The sequence below is a fragment of the Sorangiineae bacterium MSr12523 genome, from assembly GCA_037157775.1.
Classification (GTDB): domain Bacteria; phylum Myxococcota_A; class Polyangia; order Polyangiales; family Polyangiaceae; genus Pendulispora; species Pendulispora brunnea.
Genome location: CP089982.1, coordinates 9,984,311 through 10,002,634 on the forward strand (window position 1 = coordinate 9,984,311; position 18,324 = coordinate 10,002,634).

The following is an 18,324-nucleotide window of genomic DNA, read 5'->3' on the forward strand; positions in this document are numbered from 1 at the left end:
GGTTCCACCACGAACAATTGCAAGCCGAAGACGAAGGCCGAAATTTGCCCGCCGGAAAGCGACGTGTGCGGTCCGGTTTCCGACGGATGCGGAGGTTTGATCGACTGCAAACCGACGTGTCCCGCCGGCCAAACCTGTGGTGGTGGCGGAGTCCCCAGCAAATGCGGTGGTAACAGTGGTTGCCGCCCCAGGAGCTGCCAGGACCAAGGCATTACCTGCGGCCAAGCTGGCGACGGCTGCGGCGGCGTCATCGAGAACTGCGGCACCTGCGCGCCCGGAACGGCGTGCGGTGGCGATCCCGCGAAACCCGGTCAGTGCGGAGGCCAGGTCGTCGACGGTGGTGTGAGTAGCTGCACCCCGAAGACGTGCGCACAGCTCGGTGCCACCTGCGGGCAGCAAGGCGACGGCTGCGGAAACCTCATCAACTGCGGCACCTGCACGGCGCCACAAACCTGCGGCGGCGGCGGAGTACCCAGCAAGTGCGGCGGCAGCAGCGCCTGCGTGCCGAAGACGTGTGCACAAATCGGAGCGACCTGCGGTCTCGCGGGCGATGGTTGCGGCGGTACGCTCAACTGCGGCACCTGCACGGCGCCGCAAACCTGCGGCGGCGGCGGAACCCCCAGCGTGTGCGGTGGCAACTCCACGCCGTGCGTAAAGCGCACATGCGCACAGGCCGGTGCGAACTGCGGACCGGTCGCGGACGGGTGCGGCGGCACCATTCAATGCGGTACCTGCGTCGAGCCGGCTATTTGCGGCGGCAGCGGCGTGCCGAGCGTGTGCGGTGGCGGCGAGCCCCCGGACGCGGGACAGGTGAATTGCCCAGGGACGACGCAGACGACGCTTAAGGGTGTCGTTTACGCCCCGAATGGAACCCTTCCTCTATATAACGCCATCGTTTACGTGCCGACGGCCCCCGTCGATCCGTTCCCGACCAATGGCGTTTCGTGCAACCAGTGCTCGTCGGAGGTCTCGGGCAAACCGCTCGTTCGCACCACCACCGGCACGGACGGCTCCTTCACGCTGACCAATGTACCGGTTGGAAACAATATCCCGGTGGTCATCCAGCTCGGTCGCTGGCGGCGACAGATTCGGGTGTCGAACGTCCCGGCTTGCCAGGTGACGACCATCCCCGAAACGCTGACGCGCCTTCCGAGGAACAAGGGCGAAGGCGACATTCCGCTGACCGCTCTCTCCACCGGCAACGTCGACGCGCTCGAGTGCTTGCTCCGCAAGATGGGCATCGACGACACCGAATTCACGGGGCCGAGCGGCACCGGCCGGATTCGCATGTACCAGGGCGACACGGGTCGGGACGGACACCAGCCGGGGCGACCCCCGAGCGGCAACGCCGTTTCGGAAGACGTGCTCGTCGACAACCAGGCGACCATCAACCAGTACGACCAAGTTCTCTTCGCGTGCGAAGGCTTCCACAACGACGAGACCTCGGCGCGCAAGCAGGCGGTGGTCAATTACACGAACAACGGCGGGCGCGTTTTCGCGACCCATTACAACTACGCCTGGCTCTACAACCAGGTGCCCTTCTCCCAGGCAGCCCAATGGCAGGTCGATAGCGACGGTTCGGACGGCATGGATAGCCTGACGGCCAACGTCGATACGAGCTTCCCGAAGGGCGCGGCGTTCCGTGAGTGGCTGGACAATGTCGATGCTTTGTCTGGCAACAACCCGCCGCAAGTGACCATCAACGAGGCGCGTTGGGACCTCCGCGGGGTGAACTCTCCGTCGCAGCGCTGGCTCTACGGCGCCTCCGATGCCCGCAAGGTGCAGCACTTCACCTTCAACATGCCGTGGAACAAGCCGGCCGATCAGCAGTGCGGCCGCGTCATCTTCAGCGACTTCCACGTCACCAACTCCGACACGAACGGCTCCAGGTTCCCGAACCATTGCGGAGACAGCAGCATCTCGGCGCAGGAGAAGATCCTGATGTTCATGCTGTTCGACCTGGCCTCGTGCATCCAGCCGGACATTCCCCCGCCGCCTCCCACCTGCCGCCCGCGCACCTGCGCGCAGGCCGGTGCGACCTGCGGGCCGGTCGGCGACGGTTGCGGCGGCATCATCCAGTGCGGCGACTGCACGCCTCCGCAGACCTGCGGCGGTGGCGGAACGCCGAGCCAGTGCGGTGGGTCGCAGTGCGTGAAGCGCACCTGCTCCCAGGCGGGTGCGACCTGCGGTCCGGTCGCGGACGGGTGCGGCGGCATCCTCAACTGCGGTGAGTGCATTCCTCCGCAGACGTGCGGTGGCGGCGGCGTCCCGAATCAGTGCGGCAACCCGAGCTGCGTTCCGCGTACCTGCTCCCAGGCGGGTGCGACCTGCGGTCCGATCGGTGACGGTTGCGGCGGCGTCCTCCAATGCGGCCCGTGCACCAAGCCGGGTGAGACGTGCGGCGGCGGCGGCTCGCCGAATGTGTGCGGCAACAGCACGTGCGTTCCGAAGACCTGCCCGGCCGGCGCGAACTGCGGGCCGATGGCCGACGGATGCGGTGGTGTTGTCCAGTGCGGGACTTGCTCTCCGGGCAAGGTCTGCGGTGGCGGCAACCCGGGCACGCCCAACGTGTGCGGCGAAGGTTCGTGCACCCCTCGAACCTGCGCACAAGTGGGCGCGACCTGCGGGCCGATCGGCGATGGTTGCGGCGGCCAGCTCGATTGCGGCGCGTGCACCAAGCCGGGCGAGACGTGCGGCGGCGGCGGTTCGCCGAGCGTCTGCGGCGGTTGCAAGCCGCTCACGTGCGCCGAACGCGGGTACCAGTGCGGTCCGGCAGGCGATGGGTGCGGTGGACTCATCGATTGCGGCGAATGCACGACCCCGGGCGATACGTGCGGCGGTGGCGGCGTTCAGTTCAAGTGCGGGCACCCCGTGATTAACTGAGCACCCCGACCGCGGAACCCGCGACGACCGCGCATCTCCGGATGCGCGGTCGTTGTGTTTTGTCGGTCGGAGTCGGCGTCGGACGCCGACGCCGACGCCGACTCCGACGCCGACGCCGACGCCGACGCCGACTCCGACGCCGACTCCGACGCCGACGCCGACGCCGACTCCGACTCCGACTCCGACTCCGACTCCGACTCCGACTCCGACTCCGACTCCGACTCCGACTCCGACTCCGACTCCGACTCCGACTCCGACTCCGACTCCGATTCCGACTCCGACTCCGACTCCGACTCCGACTCCGACTCCGACTCCGACTCCGACTCCGACTCCGACTCCGACTCCGACTCCGACTCCGACTCCGACTCCGACTCCGACTCCGACTCCGACTCCGACTCCGACTCCGACTCCGACTCCGACTCCGACTCCGACTCCGACTCCGAGTAGGACAGGACATTGTTGGCTGCGGTTGGAGGTGAAGGCGGGGCGGTGGGTTGGTTTTGATTGCCTGCCGGGCGCGAAAGAAGCGCGCCAGCGCCCTCGTTTAATGGCGGGTGGGGGCGGGGGCGCTGTCACGCTTCTTTCGCTGGGAGGGGCATGCAATCAAAACCAACCCACCGCCCCTCCTCGTTTCACGTCCTCGAAGTCTCGCTGCTGGCCATCGAAGTCCTTGGGCCTATCGTTGCAGGTATTCGGCGCTGTGACCGGGATCTGGGCGAGCAGCTTCGGAGGGCTCTCAGCTCCGTTGCGTTGAACATCGCCGAGGGGAATCGTAGCCAAGGGGGGCATCGCATCGCACGGTTCTCTACGGCGGCGGGTTCGACTCACGAGTCTCGTACCGCGTTGCGTGTGGCAGTCGCATGGGCGTACGTACACGCGAGGGACATCGAAGACGGAGAGCAGCTCCTCGACCGCGTCGCAGCCATGCTCTACCGCCTCGGCGCCAAACGGTAACGCCCGCAGGGGCACGGGTTCCCGCCCGTGCCCAACATCCTCCGAGTCGGAATCGGACGAGTCGGAATCGGACGAGTCGGAATCGGACGAGTCGGAATCGGACGAGTCGGAATCGGACGAGTCGGAATCGGACGAGTCGGAATCGGACGAGTCGGAATCGGACGAGTCGGAATCGGACGAGTCGGAATCGGACGAGTCGGAATCGGACGAGTCGGAATCGGACGAGTCGGACTCTGCGTCGGAGTCGGAGTCGGCGTCGGAGTCGGCGTCCGAGTCCGAGTCCGAGTCCGAGCCCGATTTCCGAGGCCGATTTTTCGAGGGCTCGATCTTGGGGCGGGGGGCGCGGTACAAAGGAGGGCCGATGGCCGAATCTCCGCCCCGGCTTCGCGTTTGGTATCGGCCCATGCTCGCGCGCGAGGCGCACGAGGCGCATCGGGCGGCGACGACGTTGGAGCTGCTCTTCGACCTGTGCTTCGTCGTGGCGGTGAGTCGGGCGGGGGCGGCGCTGCACCATGCGCTCGCGGAGAACCACGTTGCGCACGGGGTGTTCAATTACCTCTGCGTCTTCTTCGCCATTTGGTGGGCGTGGCTGCAATTTACCTGGTTTGCCAGCGCCTACGACATCGATGACGTCGCCTACCGGCTTGCCGTACTCGTACAGATCGCCGGCGGCCTCGTGATCGCGGCCGGGGTCGCGCGTGCTTTCGAGGGCGACTTCGCCGTCGTGGTCACGGGTTACGTCGTCATGCGCCTCGCCGGCGTCACGCAATGGCTTCGCGCTGCACGCGGCGATCCCAAGCGACGACGCACGGCCTTGCGGTATGTCCTGGGCATTGCGGCTCTCCAAGTCGCGTGGATCGCGCGGCCTTTGCTTCCCACGCCGTGGCTCGTTCCTTCGTTCCTCGGCCTCACGCTCGCCGAGCTCGCCGTTCCCGTTTGGGCGGAGCACGCCGGACACACCACGTGGAATGCGCACCATATCGCCGAGCGCTACGGGTGCTTCACCCTCATCGTGCTCGGCGAGACCGTCGTGGGCGCCACCAGCGCGATCCAGGAAGGCCTCGAAGAAGGGCACAACATCGCCGGCCTGGTCTCCCTCGCCGCGGCCGGCTTGGTCATCGTGTTTTCCATGTGGTGGCTCTATTTCGACCGGCCCGGCCATCGACGACTCACCTCGTTTCGAACGGCGGTCGTCTGGGGCTATGGCCACTACTTCATCTTCGCGTCGGCCGCCGCGGTCGGCGCCGGCATGGAGGTCGCGGTCGATTACGACACCCACAAAGGCCATTTGGCCCACCTCCCCGCGGGATTGGCCATCCCCCTCCCCGTGGCCATCTACCTGATATCCACCTGGCTGCTGCACATTGGCCCTTCCAACGAGTGCCGCCCCATTGCCATTGGCTTCCCGGTGGCCGCGGGCCTCGTACTTGCGGCCGCCTTTTCCCCGGCGCCGGTGCATATCACGGCCGCCATCGTGGCCGGTTTGGTCGCCCTCATGGTCGCCGTCACCCGGGAGCATCCGGTCGAGCCGTAAATGTGCTAAGGCAACCGAACCATGCTGACCGAATCCCGCGACTCGCTCCAAGACCTCAAAAGGCGCCTCACGGCGCTAAGGGGGCATCTTTGACGTCGCTCGACTGAAGCGCGAACTCGATCGCCTTGGCGAGCAGACCCTGGCTCCCGGTTTCTGGGACGACCAAAACAAGGCCCTCGCCCTCACCCGCAAGCGCTCGAGCATCGAGCAAACCGTGGTGAACTTCGAAAAGCTCGAACGCGACGTGGAGGATGCCTCCGTTCTGCTCGAGCTCGGTGCCACGGAAAAAGACGACGATACCGTCGCGGAAGTCGCCAAGACCATCCCCGAGTTGGAACAGCGCGTTCGCCAGACCGAACTGGCCCGCATGCTCTCCGGCCCGGCGGATCGCTCGGGCGCCATCGTCACCATCCATCCCGGCGCCGGCGGCACCGACGCCAAGGATTGGGCGCAAATGCTTTTGCGCATGTACATGCGTTGGTGCGAGCGCCGCGGCTACAAGACGGAGATCGTCGACTTCCAAGAGGGTGACGAAGCCGGCATCGATGCCGCCTCCTTCACCGTCGCGGGCGATTCGGCCTATGGCTACTTGCGCTCCGAAAATGGCGTCCATCGCCTGGTTCGCATGAGCCCCTTCAATGCGGATCACACGCGGCAAACCGCGTTCGCCGCCGTGGAGGTCACCCCCGACCTGGACGACGACATCCAGATCGAGGTGCAGGACAAGGACATCGAAATTACGACCATGCGCGCCGGCGGTAAGGGCGGGCAGAACGTCAACAAGGTCGAAACCGCGGTCCGGTTGCGCCACCTGCCCACGGGCCTGAACATCGTCTGCCGCGCGGAGCGCTCGCAGCATCAAAACCGCGCCATGGCGATGAAAATGCTCAAAGCGAAGCTCTATGAAATGGAGCTGCAAAAGCGCGAGCAGGCCAATGCGGCGTACCAGGCCACCAAAAGCGCCATCAACTTCGGTAGCCAGATCCGCAACTACGTGTTGGCGCCCTACCGCCTCGTCAAAGACGCGCGCACGGCGCACGAGAACAGCAACGTGGACGCCGTCCTCGACGGGGACCTGGATGCCTTCATCGAGGCGTACCTGCTCGCTGCCGCCGGCGGCGACCTGAAAAAGGGTGTTTCCGCCGACGACGCGGCCGACCTGGCATGATAAACCCACGGCCACCAAGATGTCGCCGTCCGACCCGAACGCACCTTCGCCGCGAGCTCCGCAGGGAAGCTCGCTAGGATCCGCCGAACAAGCGCTGCTCGAGGCGCGCCGCGCCAAGGCGCAGCGCGTTCGCGCGCGGGGTGAAAACCCGTTTGCCAACGACGTCGTCCCGCGCCTGCCCGGCTCGGAGACGAAGGACATCGGCCAGCTCCGAGCCTTCGCCGAGCCGGCCCGCGCCGACGGCAAATACGGCGAGGACGCGGTCAAGAAGCTCGCCGAGGGGCGCACGTTCCACGTCCATGGCCGCATCATCGCCCATCGTTCCGCGGGCGGCCTCTCGTTCTTGCGCCTGCGCGATCGCAGCGGCGAGATTCAGCTCCTGGTGAGCCAGGCCGCGCTGGGCGAGGAGTACGCGCGGCTCGACGACTTCGACATTGGCGACATCATCGAGGCCGAGGGCACCCTCACCGCCTCGAAGCGCGGCGAGCTATCCATCGAGCCCGCGCGCCTTCGCCTGCTCACCAAGGCCATGCGCCCGCTGCCGGAGAAGTGGCACGGCCTTTCCGACGTCGAGACGCGCTACCGCCAACGCTACGTCGACCTGATCGCCAACCCCGGCGTGGCCGAGGTCTTCCGCGCGCGCAGCTACATCGTGCGGGCCATCCGCGCGACCTTCGACGAAGCGGACTTCCTCGAGGTGGAGACGCCCACCTTGAACACGCTCATCGGCGGCGCCGTCGCGCGCCCGTTCGTCACGCACCACAATGCGCTCGATATGGAGCTCTTCATGCGCATCGCGCCGGAGCTCTATTTGAAGCGCCTCATCGTGGGCGGCCTCGAGCGCGTGTACGAGATCGGTCGCTGCTACCGCAACGAGGGCATCAGCACGCGCCACAACCCCGAGTTCACCATGCTGGAGTTCTACTGGGCGTACGCCACGTACGAGACGCTCATGGACTTCACGGAGACCTTGCTCCGCCGCGTGGACGCGCAGCTTGCGCGCGCGATGCCCGAGGCGCATCGCACGTGGGTCGAGGCGCGCACCTTCACCTTCGAGGAACCGTTCGTCCGCCTCCCGATGGAGGACGCCGTGAAGCGCGCCGCCGAGCGCACGCAGATCGCGGATTGGGTGCGCGCGGTCGAGAAGAGCGGCGCGGGCCTGGTCGATCTGTTGCGGGCCGACTTCGGGGAGCGCATCAAAGAGTGGTCGAAGAGCTCGCCGCGCGCGAAGGCCATCGACTGGGGCAACTTCCGCAAGGGCATGCTCAAATGCGAAAACGACGGCGAGCGGCTTTTCGCGCTCTACGAGTACCTCTCGGAGCCGTTCCTGGTCGAAGATTACCGCTCCGCCGATGGGAGCAAGAGCCTCCCCGTCTTCGTGAAGGATCACCCGTACGAGACGTCCCCGCTCTCGCGCAGGAACGATCTGCGCCCGGAGTTGGTCGATCGCTTCGAACTTTTCGTCAGCGGCCGCGAACTCTGCAATGCCTTCAGTGAGCTCAACGATCCCGAGGACCAAGCCGAGCGCTTCCGCGCGCAGGTCGCCATGAAGGCCAAGGGCGCGGAAGAGACGATGGATTACGACGAGGACTACGTGCGCGCCCTCGAGCATGCGATGCCGCCCACCGCAGGCCTCGGCCTAGGTATCGATCGGCTGACCATGCTCCTCACCAACGCGCCGTCCATCCGCGACGTCATTCTGTTCCCTCTGCTTAGGGCCGAGGTCTAGCCGGCCATGTCGAACGAGCGAAGTCAGCGTTGGTCGACGGAGGGCGTCGTCCAGCCGTGGACACCGGGGGAGGCGCTCGGGATCGGCACCAGCTCCTTCCTTCGGCATTGGAAATCGCTCATCGGGCCGCTCATCGGCGCCGTCCTCACGGCGTTCATCTTTCCGCTGGCCACCCCGATCTTTCTCGCGCAGCTCGCAGAGCGGTCGCTCGCCGCCGTGCGCGATACCCCGGCGGAACCGGGTACCTTCCGGCGCGCCATTGGACGCGGGCTGCGCCTTCTGGGGCAGGCCGCGCTGGGGACCTTGGTCACCCTTTTCGTCCCCATGGTGGCCGGTCTTGTCTGCCTCGCATCGCGGGCGTGGTCGCCGTGGGCGCTCGTCTCGCTCATCCCGGCGCTGGCCATCGGCATCGTCTGGAAGCTGCGCTTCGCCTTCACCGCGTTCTTCATGGTCGATGAAGACGCGAAGCTCTTCGAGGCGATGCGCAAGAGCTGGCGCGCCACCTCGCACTGCCTCGATTCGATTCTCCTGCACGCGGTCGTGCTGGCGCCGCTGGTGCTCGTGAGCTTCATGGTCCCCGTGGTGGGCCTCCTGGTTCTGCTGGGCATTCAGCAGCTCGGCATGAGCTACGGCTACGCGCGCACCACCGGCCGGAATGACCTGCCCTGGTTCGATCCCGAGTACAAGCGCCGCGTCGTCCGCCGGCTCTTGCGCGTGACCTTCGTCGCCCTGGTTGCGCTGTTCATCGGGCTCACGGTCTGGGTGCGCGCCATGCCGACGTTGCGCGGCTCCGCGTGGTCCGCGCAGGATACCGCCATCCGCGCGGCCGCCATCGTCAGCGGCGTCATTGCCATCATCGTGGGGCTCGCGCTGCTGCTCCCGCACGCGCTCGACCGGCTCGAGGGCCGGAGCTTTGCGTCGTTCGTCGGAGCACGCCACATTCGCGCGCAGAAGAGCGGCTTTCTCACGGTCATCTCGATTCTCTCCATCTCCGGCGTCGCGCTCTCCTCGTGCTCGCTCTCGAGCGTGGTCAGCGTGATGGGCGGCTTCGGCCAGGATCTGAAGCGGAAGATCCTCGGCAACAACGCGCACATCGTCATCGACATGACGAGCCAATCGGCGTGGGACAACTACGACGACGTGCTCCTCAAGGTGCGTGCGGTGCCCGGCGTCGTGGGCGCCACCCCCGTGGCCCACGGCGAGGGGATGATCTCCAGCCCCTCGAACCTGTCCGGCGTCATCGTTCGCGGCGTCGATCCGGTCACCATTGGCGGGGTCATCGAGCTGCCGAACAACATCGAGGTCGGCAAATTCGAATACCTGGAGCATCCGGAAAAGCTGGCCAAGCTTCCACCCGATGAGGTCATCGGCCTCGGCTCGCACGGCGAGCAGTTCCTCAAGGGCACCGAGCTGGGCTTGCCCGACGACATCGACCCCACGGTGCGCGAGTCCATCATGGCCAAGCCCGCGCGCCCCGGCATCATCATCGGGCGCGAGCTCGCCAAGACGCTGCACGTCTACGTCGGCGACGAGGTGACCTTGGTCTCCGCGCTGGGCGATTTGGGCCCAATGGGCGTGATGCCGCGCACGCGGAAATTCCGCGTGGCCGCGATCTTCTTCAGCGGCATGTACGAATACGACGCCACGCACGTGTACACGACGTTGGAAATGGCCGACGAGTACTTCTCCCTGGGCGACAAGATCCACGCGATCGACGTCAAGGTGGAGGATGCCGAGCGCGCCGACTTCTTCACCCCGGCCATCACCGATGCGATGCAGCGCCCCGATCTGCGCGTGCGCGATTGGCGCGAGATCAACCGGAACCTATTTTCGGCGCTCAAATTGGAGCGTTTTGCGACGTTCATCATTCTGTCGATCGCCATCATCGTGGCGAGCTTCTGCATCATCTGCACCTTGCTCTTGATGGTCACGGAGAAGGGCAAGGAGATCGCCATCCTCAAGGCCATCGGTGCGAGCGACCGCTCCATTTTGCGCACCTTCATGACCGAGGGCATGATCATCGGGGCCATCGGCACGGTGTTCGGCGTGGCCACGGGCCTGGCGCTCTGCACCGGTTTGAAATGGTTCGGCGTGCGGCTCGATCCGGATGTCTATTACATCGATCGATTGCCCATCAACGTGGACGCGCTCGACTTCCTCTCGGTGGCGCTCGCCGCGATGACCATTTGCACCTTGGCCACCGTCTATCCAGCCTATGCGGCTTCGACCCTGCGCCCGGTCGATGGCCTACGTTACGAGTAAAAGGGAGAATCTGCCGTGCCCAACGCCTTGGTCGTCGCCGATAACGTCCGCAAGTCGTTCCAACACATGGGACGCACCTTGGAGGTCTTGCGCGGGATCGATCTCGCCATCCACGAGGGTGAAATCGTGGGTGTGGTCGGGCAATCCGGCGCGGGAAAGTCCACGTTTTTGCACTGCCTGGGCACGCTCGACATTCCGACGAGCGGGTCGCTGCGCCTCGCCGGCGAGGAGCTCACGCAGGTGACGAGCTCGCGCCTGGCGGACATTCGCAACCGCACCATCGGCTTCGTCTTCCAGTTCCACCATCTGCTGCCCGAGTTCAACGCGCTGGAAAATGTGCTCATGCCGGGCCTCATCCAGGGTCGCTCGCGCCGCGATCTCGAGCCGCGTGCGCGTGCGCTGCTCGAGGAGGTCGGCCTGAAGGACCGCACGCTTCATCGCCCGGGTGAGCTCTCCGGCGGCGAGCAGCAGCGCGTCGCCCTCGCGCGCGCCCTGGTGCTCGAGCCCAAATTGCTCCTCGCCGACGAGCCCACGGGCAACCTCGACTCGTCCACGAGCGCGCAAATTCACGATCTATTTTTCACGATCAACAAGCAGCGCGGCACCACCATCGTGGTGGTCACGCACAACCTGGCCCTCGCCGCCAGCATGCCCCGCGTGGTCACTTTGAAAGACGGCCGCGTCGAAAAAGACGAACGCCGCCCCAGCGTCGCCGAAGTACAAAACTCCGCCACGGCGTAAGCCACTGCCGTCCTTACGAGACGAACGATCTCGTTGAACCGCCAAGACACCAAGAACGCCAAGGGCGAAGATTCATCGGCGAGTGCTACTCGACGATCGGGCCCCCCCATCCCACTCTTGGCGTCCTTGGTGTCTTGGCGGTTCGAGCTCGCAGCTACGTCGGGTCGTTCGACTCTTTTTCCGAAGTCAGCACGCGCAAAATTTCGGGCGGGACGCGAAGGGTGTCGGCTTCGCGATCGAAGCGGAGCATCATGAAAAACTCGACACGATCGCCGAAGACGAAGACCTGAACGTCTCGGATCTTTCCTCGGCAGGCCATCAAAGCTCGCTGGGGATCGGCAACGGGAACACCATTCACGGTAAGCGAAAGGTTCCGATACCCGACACGAAGTTGCGCCGAAGCCTCTTCGCTTCGCTCGTCATCGTCGTCGTCCAGCAAGTGCTCCAACACGCTCATCTCGCTCATGTCCCCCCTGCACTCATCAAGTCGGTTGGATGTCTCGGACACGGAACTTCGTGGTGCTGGAACCGCGGCAGCGGGACGAAACCGGCGAGACCGGCGCGATGTGTGCTGCAGAAAGCGTGGGTCGAAATCACGTCTAGGCGATCCTTCCGTGAAGGCAGCGACAAAGGCTCCGGCCTCGCCGGACTTGTTCCGCTGCCGCTGCTCGACTGCAACGACCTGGCGAACAATCACTGACTATCGGCCCTTACGTTGGGCGCGCGCACGTCTGCTATCTGCTATCGACTCATTAATTTAACCAGGGTGGTGAGTACCCCTCGGGCCCGCGCGCGCGCCAGGCGGGTCGCGCGCGCGGGCCACTCCTCTCCTTCCTACTCCCCTCCCTTGGTGGCACCCCCCCGGGCCCACAGTCTTCGCCCCAGCATGTCTTCGGTAGGCTCGACGCCAGGACTGCCCACCCATTGAGCAACCCACGTGCCGCTTGCCGGCTGCGCTACCTGGAGCGGAATAAAAAAGGCTCTTTTGGATCTTTTGCCGGAGTTGCGTAGGCTTACAAGAGTGGTTCCGTTGACATCTATCTGGCGGAGACGGAACGAACTGCGCGGTCCCAGCCGCACGCACAGCTGTCTCGAAGCCGCAAGCTCGCTAACATAGACTCCTCACGACATGGCGCATGACCCTACGGATGAAGGCCTCGATTCAGCGACGTCGACGCTCATTCACGATCTGCCCGATCTAAAGCCGCTCGGCGCCATGTTGCGCGTGATCGAGCCTGCGGGTCAGAAGCCGCATCGGCTCGCCGCGGGCAAGTGCATCATCGGCTCGGCACCCACGTCCGACTTCGTCGTCACGTCGCCTACGGTCTCGCGCACGCACGCCGAACTCGAGCTCGTGCCCGACGGCGTGCGCGTGACGGATCTTGGTAGCCGCAACGGTACGCACTACCTCGGACAGCGCATCGAGCGCGCCGTGCTCTCGCTTGGTTCGCGTATCAAAGTCGGCGCTGCCGAAATCGCCATCGACGCCGACACCGAATCACTAGAAGAAGGGGCCGCCTACCCCGACGACGAGTACCGCAACATCGTCGGCGCCTCTTATGCGATGAGGCGCATCTTCGCGACCCTCGAGCGGCTGGAGGGTTCGCTCGTTACGGTCCTGGTCGAAGGTGAGTCAGGCGTAGGTAAGGAGCTCATCGCTCGCGCCCTTCACGAAGGATCGGAAGTGTTCGCCGGCCCCCTCGTGGTGGTCAACTGCGGTGCCATTCCACGCGACTTGGTGGCAAGCGAGTTGTTCGGACATCGCCGCGGAGCGTTCACCGGTGCGGTGGAAGCGCGCAAGGGTGCGTTCGAAAGCGCCGACGGTGGAACCCTCTTCCTGGACGAGATTGGTGAGCTTCCGCTCGACGTGCAGCCCATGCTTCTGCGCGCGCTCGAAACCGGAGAACTCCGCGCCGTCGGTGCCGATGGAACACGCAAGGTGCGCGTGCGCGTGGTCGCCGCTACGCACCGCATGCTCGAAGAAGAAGTGGAAGCAGGTCGCTTCCGCGAAGACCTCTTCTATCGCCTTGCTGTCGTGCGCATGCGCATCCCGCCGTTGCGCGAACGTCCCGAGGACATCGAGCCGATTGCACGCCGTTTGGCCGAGCAAGCAGGCACCAAGACGCTTCCGCAAGCGGTCATCGAACAACTGAAGTCACGCACCTTCCGCGGCAACGTGCGCGAGTTGCGCAACTTGGTCCAAGCGTATGCGGCGCTCGGTTATTTGCCGGGCGATAAAAGCGCGGCCAACGAAGGCGCACTCGCGGCTGCGCTGGCTGCGTACGTCGACCTCGACCGTCCCTTCCTCGCGCAAAAAGAAGCGCTGGTGGAAGACTTCACCGTCGTCTACTTGCGCGCACTGCTGGCGCGCACACAAGGCAACCAATCTGCAGCGGCTCGGATATCCGGATTGGATCGGACGTACCTCGGCAGGCTTCTCGCAAGACACGGATTGGGGAAGCGATAGGCCATTTGATCTGAAGGCCGTCCCCATCGCGCGGGTGGAACCGTAGGCGATCACTGCTCCGTTGGAGAGGTGGCACCTCGAGGATCCCCGCGAGAAGGGGATCCGACCTACGGACGGGTCCCATCACCCCAAAGGGCGAATTGAGTCCGATACCTGACGTCCGTAACTATCGAATGAGGCCAGAATGGTGAGGGGATTACCGTCAATTGCCGGCGTTTTGTGCGCTATGGCGCTGCCGCTCGCATCGAGCGGCAACGCGAGCGCCGACGACGGCAAGATCAAGCCGAAGGACTTCACGGCGACCCTGCCGTCGAAGCCCGCCGGCTCGTCCGTATCAGTGCAGAATACAAACACCGCCTCCACCTCCAACAAGAACGCGCAAAACGAACTTGCCGCTGCGCAAGCTTACGATCGCGGCGCCGCAGCCTTCGACGCGAAGGATTACGCGCGCGCAGCCGACGAGTTCTCGCGTGCCGATACGCTCGCACCCAACACGCTCGCACTTCAACTCGCGCTCGACTCGGCCATGCGCGCGGGTCGTGCGGCCATGGTCATGGATCTCACCACGCGCGCCGAAGCACGGCTGTCGCAATCACCTGCGTCCAGCGATCGCACCGTGCTCACCGGACTCATTTCACGTGCGCACGCCGAATACGAAGTACGCACGGGCACACTCACCATTCAGTGCGCAGCGCAACACACGTGCGCTGCGCAAGTCGACGACCGTCCGTGGCCCGTCAATGCACGCACGTGGATCGGCGTCGGACGTCATGTCCTCAGCATGAAGATCGACGGTCGCGAAGATCATCGCGACGTCGTGATCGCATCGCGTGAGCAAGTCGAAGTGCGTCCCGATCCTGCTGCCCCCGCTCCACTCCAAGGAGCCAATGTCGCACATAATCCTATATCAAAGGATCCAATGTCGTACCCTGTCGGGCAAGGGCAAAACCAGGGTAATCCAGGCGGTTCCCGACATATGTCCCCAACGTGGTTTTGGGTCGGAGCTGCTACCACCGCGGTCCTGGGTGGACTCACGATCGCGTCAGGAATCGATACGAACGCGAAGCACGACGAGTTCGAGTTGAACCGCACTGCCGATCGCGCGAGCGAGGGGCGTGGGGCACAAACGCGCACGAACGTGCTTCTTGGTCTCACTGCGATTGGAGCGGTAGCAACGGCCACTCTCGCAGTGTTCTTCGTAGATTGGTCGCATTCACGAACACCGGGTCGTGCTTCCGGACCCCGAACGACGTTGGGGCTCGGTAGTTGCTTAACTCTGACGACGACCTACTAGCCCATGAGGACCGGGACAACGGTCCTTCCAGAGGGAACCTGATGAATCACGCGGAACAGGCCAGTTTCATATCCGATCGAGCGGAGGTGCTGAGCCATTCACGCTATGAAGTGGTCACGAAGATTGCCGCGGGTGGAATGGCAACCGTGTACCTGGGTCGCGCGCGCGGGGCGAAGGGTTTTTCCCGTGTGGTGGCCATCAAGCGTGCGCATCCGCACCTGCTCGAGAGCGCTGCGTTTCGCGGCATGCTGCTCGCGGAAGCGCGCCTCGCCTCGCATATCCACCACCCTAATGTGGCAGGAGTGATCGACGTCGAAGAGTTCGACGACGAGCTGCTTCTGGTGATGGATTACGTGGAAGGGCTCGCCCTCTCCGACCTCGTGCGTGGCACCTCGCGCAAGAACGAGAGCGTCCCTCTTCCCATCGCGTTCCGTATCGTGCTCGACGCGGCGGCAGGGCTTCATGCCGCGCACACCACGGCCGACGAACTCGGTCAGCCGCTGGGCATCGTGCACCGTGACGTTTCGCCTCAGAACATCCTCGTCGGCCTCGACGGCACGGCGCGCGTGGTCGACTTCGGCATTGCCAAGGCCACGGCACTAACGCCACAGATGACGCAGATTGAAGGCACGACCGATGGCGCCCGCAAGGGCAAGCTCGGGTACATGGCACCCGAGTACGTGAGCGACTCGATCGTCACGCCTCAAGCCGACGTGTTTGCGCTCGGCGTCATCCTCTGGGAGCTCGTCTGCGGCCGCCGTCTCTTCCGAGCTGGCGATGCGATCCGCACGCTGCGTGCGGTTCTGCGCGGGCCCATTCCGGTCCCGTCGTCGGTGAACCCTGCTGCGGGCGAAGCGCTCGACGAGGTCGTCCTCAAGGCGCTCGCGCGCAATCCGAAGGAGCGCTACAAGACGGCGCTCGAGTTTGCCGAAGCGCTCGAGGCAGCCGCCCGCAAAGACCACGACGTGGCGAGCGCCGCGCGCACGGGCGCATGGGTCGAGGACCTCGCGCACGAGGCTCTGGAGAAGCGCCGCGCGCTCTTCCGCGAGACCATGAGCTCCCTGCGCATGTCGAGCGCGTTCGACACGTTCTGTCCGCGTTCGGCGCTGGTTTCCACGGGCGGCGCCGATCGCCCGCAGGGCATCGAGCCGACGCCGCCCAACGGCAGCCGCGATCTTCCGTCGCAGCGCCTGCGGGCGCATTCGCAGCCCGACGATGGAGCCGCGCTTTGCCACACGGGCAGCCGCTCCTGCGCCGAGGTGGAGTTCAACTCGTCGCGGCACCTCACGCCCATGCCCGTGCGCGCCGCGCGCTGGTCGCTGGCGCGGCTCGTGCAGCTGGCCGCGGTGGCTTCGGTGTTCGTGGTCGCCGGCGTGGGCATCCACGGCGAGCTCTCGGTGAAGCCGAGCCACGATACGTTCGATCGCATCGTGCGCGCGGAGCGATACCTCTCCTCGTCCACGCCGACGCCGGCGGCTCCGGTGTCGACGACGGCGGCGCCTGCGCATGCCGCGGCCGCGCACGTGGACCGTCCCGAAGTGCGCCCGGCGGCTCCGGCGGCCGCACCCGCGCCCACGCCGGCTACGGAGGCACCGGCGCACGCTGAAGCTCGCCCCGCGACGGAGCCGTCGGCCGCACCCGCGCCTCAGGCTCCGGCGCCGGTGGCAAAAGAGGCTACGTCGAGTGGCTCGTCGCACCGATCATCGCGCAACAAATTGCGCAAGTCGGACAGCATGCTCAATCAGCAGACGACGAACCTTGCCAAGTCCCTGCAAGCCGGTGCCGAAAACGCAACCGAATTGCTCAACCGCGCCCCGCCGAATCCGTACACCAAGCGATCTCCGTAAAACGTCAGCCGAGCAGCGGCAGCGGAGCCAGGCCGGCGCATCGCAAACTTGCTACTTCGACTCGACTCTCACCTTCCAGCGGACGCATCGGAATGAAGCGTGCTTGACACTCGCGTGCTCATCGCTCGCTTGCGGCCTGCCGCAAGATGAAGGCGGTGAGCGCGCTGAGGTTGAGAAAGTTCGTCTTTCGCAGAAGGGACTTTACGTGCGTCTTATACGTGTTCGGCGACATATCCTGATCAATCAGGAATCGGTCTCGGGCAACACCGGCAAGTACGCTGGCCAGGATTTGCGACTCTCGGGGGGAAAGCGAATAGGTCTCCGAAATACGCATCAGGATGGGCCCCACTTGCGGAGAGCCAATTTCGCGAATGAGCGATTGGCGCACGAAGGGCGCCAGCTCCTCCGGACCGAAGGGCTTGGAAACGAAAATGGCCCCCAGCCGGGCCGCGCGATTGACCATGGCCGGTTCGAGCACGGCCGTGAGGACCGCGATGGGAATGGCCGGGTCGCGCACGCGCGCCAGATCGGCGAGGTCCATCCCCGAGTCGTTGCCGAGCTGCTCGTCGACGACCATGCCGTTCCACATCCAGCGATAAATGGCCTCTTTCGCCGTAGGCGCGTTGTGCACTACGTGCGCGGGACCGAATCGCTTGATGAGCGAAGCGACCTCCCTGGCTACGACGGGATCGTCAGCGACGATCAGAAACCCCTCCCGAGAAGTCATCATGACTCGTAGTAGCGATTCACACGCCGCCCGGCCCAAAGCCGATATCGAAACCCTCCCCAGACCGCCGGGCCAACGTGGTTCCACCATAGCCTATCCATTCCGCCGAATGCGGCAAACATCGCGGGCGATATCGACCACTGCCGCCCTTCTCCTCGGTGGACTGAGTGCCGCGTGTGGGCTCGACTGGGCTTTGGATGAGTCGTCCGGCAATACTGACTTGCGTGACGCAAGTGACGATAGCCGAATCCTCCCTGATGGCGGTCTCAACGGACCTCCGCGCGCCTGCTCGCGCACGAAGCCGTGTTACTTCGACGAATACTGCGATTATCCAGACGGCAAATGCGGTGCAGTCGCCGAAGGCGTCTGTCAGTTGCGTCCCAATGCGTGCACCGCGCTGTCTCCGCCACAATGCGGCTGCGATGGTCGTCGCTATACGATGGCGTGCGAAGCGCATCGCGCCGGCCTCGATGACGGCCCCGACGCCTGCGCTGCGAACGCGCCCGAGTACTTCGCGTGTGGTCCGACGAAGCAGTGCCAGGTCGGCTTGGAGTACTGCCTGGTCACCGGACTGCTCACCGCGCGCGCCTACCAGTGCAAGCCCTTCAGCGGCTGCTCCACCACCGACTGCGCCTGCGCCCGTCGCACCGATCCGTGCCTTACCTGCACCGAGGTCACCGGCGGCGGCACGCTGAACGATTGCTCGCTTTAGTCGGGC

General features: G+C 65.2%; 14 protein-coding genes. 11 read left to right on the top strand and 3 right to left on the bottom strand.

Annotated elements, in window-relative coordinates:
• The first annotated feature begins 96 nt into the window (after positions 1-96).
• Positions 97-2,883, top strand: coding sequence for a hypothetical protein (locus LZC95_39060; GenBank protein WXA92438.1), 2,787 nt, complete (start codon positions 97-99; stop codon positions 2,881-2,883).
• Between the two features lie 54 nt (positions 2,884-2,937).
• Entirely contained in the window at positions 2,938-3,330 is a 393-nt protein-coding gene (locus tag LZC95_39065; GenBank protein ID WXA92439.1) for a hypothetical protein, read from the top strand.
• A 156-nt stretch (positions 3,331-3,486) separates the two neighbouring features.
• On the opposite strand, the gene LZC95_39070 is transcribed toward LZC95_39065, so the two are convergent.
• On the bottom strand, positions 3,487-3,663 hold the full coding sequence (locus LZC95_39070; GenBank protein WXA92440.1) for a hypothetical protein: 177 nt from the start codon (positions 3,661-3,663) through the stop codon (positions 3,487-3,489).
• Between the two features lie 535 nt (positions 3,664-4,198).
• Between LZC95_39070 and LZC95_39075 the strand changes: the two genes are divergently transcribed.
• The 5 genes from LZC95_39075 to LZC95_39095 all read left to right on the top strand — a co-directional run bounded on the left by LZC95_39075 (position 4,199) and on the right by LZC95_39095 (position 11,271).
• Entirely contained in the window at positions 4,199-5,371 is a 1,173-nt protein-coding gene (locus LZC95_39075) for a low temperature requirement protein A (protein WXA92441.1), read from the top strand.
• A gap of 21 nt (positions 5,372-5,392) precedes the next feature.
• A protein-coding gene (prfB, locus tag LZC95_39080) for a peptide chain release factor 2 (GenBank protein WXA92442.1) occupies positions 5,393-6,539 on the top strand; the annotation gives its coding sequence in 2 pieces (ribosomal slippage) (positions 5,393-5,461 and positions 5,463-6,539; 1,146 coding nt in all).
• A gap of 19 nt (positions 6,540-6,558) precedes the next feature.
• Positions 6,559-8,268, top strand: coding sequence for a lysine--tRNA ligase (locus tag LZC95_39085; protein ID WXA92443.1), 1,710 nt, complete (start codon positions 6,559-6,561; stop codon positions 8,266-8,268).
• A gap of 6 nt (positions 8,269-8,274) precedes the next feature.
• Positions 8,275-10,530 carry an ABC transporter permease gene (locus LZC95_39090; protein WXA92444.1) on the top strand — a complete coding sequence of 752 codons (2,256 nt, stop codon included), beginning with the start codon at positions 8,275-8,277 and terminating at the stop codon, positions 10,528-10,530.
• Between the two features lie 66 nt (positions 10,531-10,596).
• A complete protein-coding gene (locus tag LZC95_39095; GenBank protein WXB00256.1) occupies positions 10,597-11,271 on the top strand; it encodes an ABC transporter ATP-binding protein in 675 nt (224 codons plus the stop codon).
• Positions 11,272-11,425: 154 nt separating this feature from the next.
• On the opposite strand, the gene LZC95_39100 is transcribed toward LZC95_39095, so the two are convergent.
• Positions 11,426-11,737, bottom strand: coding sequence for a hypothetical protein (locus tag LZC95_39100; GenBank protein WXA92445.1), 312 nt, complete (start codon positions 11,735-11,737; stop codon positions 11,426-11,428).
• A gap of 663 nt (positions 11,738-12,400) precedes the next feature.
• On the opposite strand from LZC95_39100, the gene LZC95_39105 reads away from it, so the two are divergent.
• The 3 genes from LZC95_39105 (at position 12,401) to LZC95_39115 (ending at position 16,879) form a co-directional block, all read left to right on the top strand.
• The gene (locus LZC95_39105; GenBank protein ID WXA92446.1) at positions 12,401-13,738 is read left to right on the top strand and encodes a sigma 54-interacting transcriptional regulator; all 1,338 of its coding nucleotides are present in this window, start codon (positions 12,401-12,403) and stop codon (positions 13,736-13,738) included.
• 226 nt (positions 13,739-13,964) lie between these two features.
• On the top strand, positions 13,965-15,032 hold the full coding sequence (locus tag LZC95_39110) for a hypothetical protein (GenBank protein ID WXA92447.1): 1,068 nt from the start codon (positions 13,965-13,967) through the stop codon (positions 15,030-15,032).
• 41 nt (positions 15,033-15,073) lie between these two features.
• A complete protein-coding gene (locus LZC95_39115; protein ID WXA92448.1) occupies positions 15,074-16,879 on the top strand; it encodes a serine/threonine protein kinase in 1,806 nt (601 codons plus the stop codon).
• Between the two features lie 118 nt (positions 16,880-16,997).
• On the opposite strand, the gene LZC95_39120 is transcribed toward LZC95_39115, so the two are convergent.
• Positions 16,998-17,609 carry a response regulator transcription factor gene (locus LZC95_39120; GenBank protein ID WXA92449.1) on the bottom strand — a complete coding sequence of 204 codons (612 nt, stop codon included), beginning with the start codon at positions 17,607-17,609 and terminating at the stop codon, positions 16,998-17,000.
• A 436-nt stretch (positions 17,610-18,045) separates the two neighbouring features.
• Here LZC95_39120 and LZC95_39125 point away from each other — a divergent pair, with 436 nt between their 5' ends.
• Entirely contained in the window at positions 18,046-18,318 is a 273-nt protein-coding gene (locus LZC95_39125; GenBank protein WXA92450.1) for a hypothetical protein, read from the top strand.
• Positions 18,319-18,324: the final 6 nt, after the last annotated feature.

What these genes read in the sequence shown, in the direction of transcription:
- LZC95_39075 (WXA92441.1), top strand. Translation starts at nt 4,199, where the DNA reads ATGGCCGAATCTCCGCCCCGGCTTCGCGTTTGGTATCGGCCCATGCTC.
- LZC95_39085 (WXA92443.1), top strand. Translation starts at nt 6,559, where the DNA reads ATGTCGCCGTCCGACCCGAACGCACCTTCGCCGCGAGCTCCGCAGGGA.
- LZC95_39090 (WXA92444.1), top strand. Translation starts at nt 8,275, where the DNA reads ATGTCGAACGAGCGAAGTCAGCGTTGGTCGACGGAGGGCGTCGTCCAG.
- LZC95_39095 (WXB00256.1), top strand. Translation starts at nt 10,597, where the DNA reads ATGGGACGCACCTTGGAGGTCTTGCGCGGGATCGATCTCGCCATCCAC.
- LZC95_39100 (WXA92445.1), bottom strand. Translation starts at nt 11,737, where the DNA reads ATGAGCGAGATGAGCGTGTTGGAGCACTTGCTGGACGACGACGATGAC.
- LZC95_39105 (WXA92446.1), top strand. Translation starts at nt 12,401, where the DNA reads ATGGCGCATGACCCTACGGATGAAGGCCTCGATTCAGCGACGTCGACG.
- LZC95_39110 (WXA92447.1), top strand. Translation starts at nt 13,965, where the DNA reads ATGGCGCTGCCGCTCGCATCGAGCGGCAACGCGAGCGCCGACGACGGC.
- LZC95_39115 (WXA92448.1), top strand. Translation starts at nt 15,074, where the DNA reads ATGAATCACGCGGAACAGGCCAGTTTCATATCCGATCGAGCGGAGGTG.
- LZC95_39120 (WXA92449.1), bottom strand. Translation starts at nt 17,609, where the DNA reads ATGATGACTTCTCGGGAGGGGTTTCTGATCGTCGCTGACGATCCCGTC.
- LZC95_39125 (WXA92450.1), top strand. Translation starts at nt 18,046, where the DNA reads ATGGCGTGCGAAGCGCATCGCGCCGGCCTCGATGACGGCCCCGACGCC.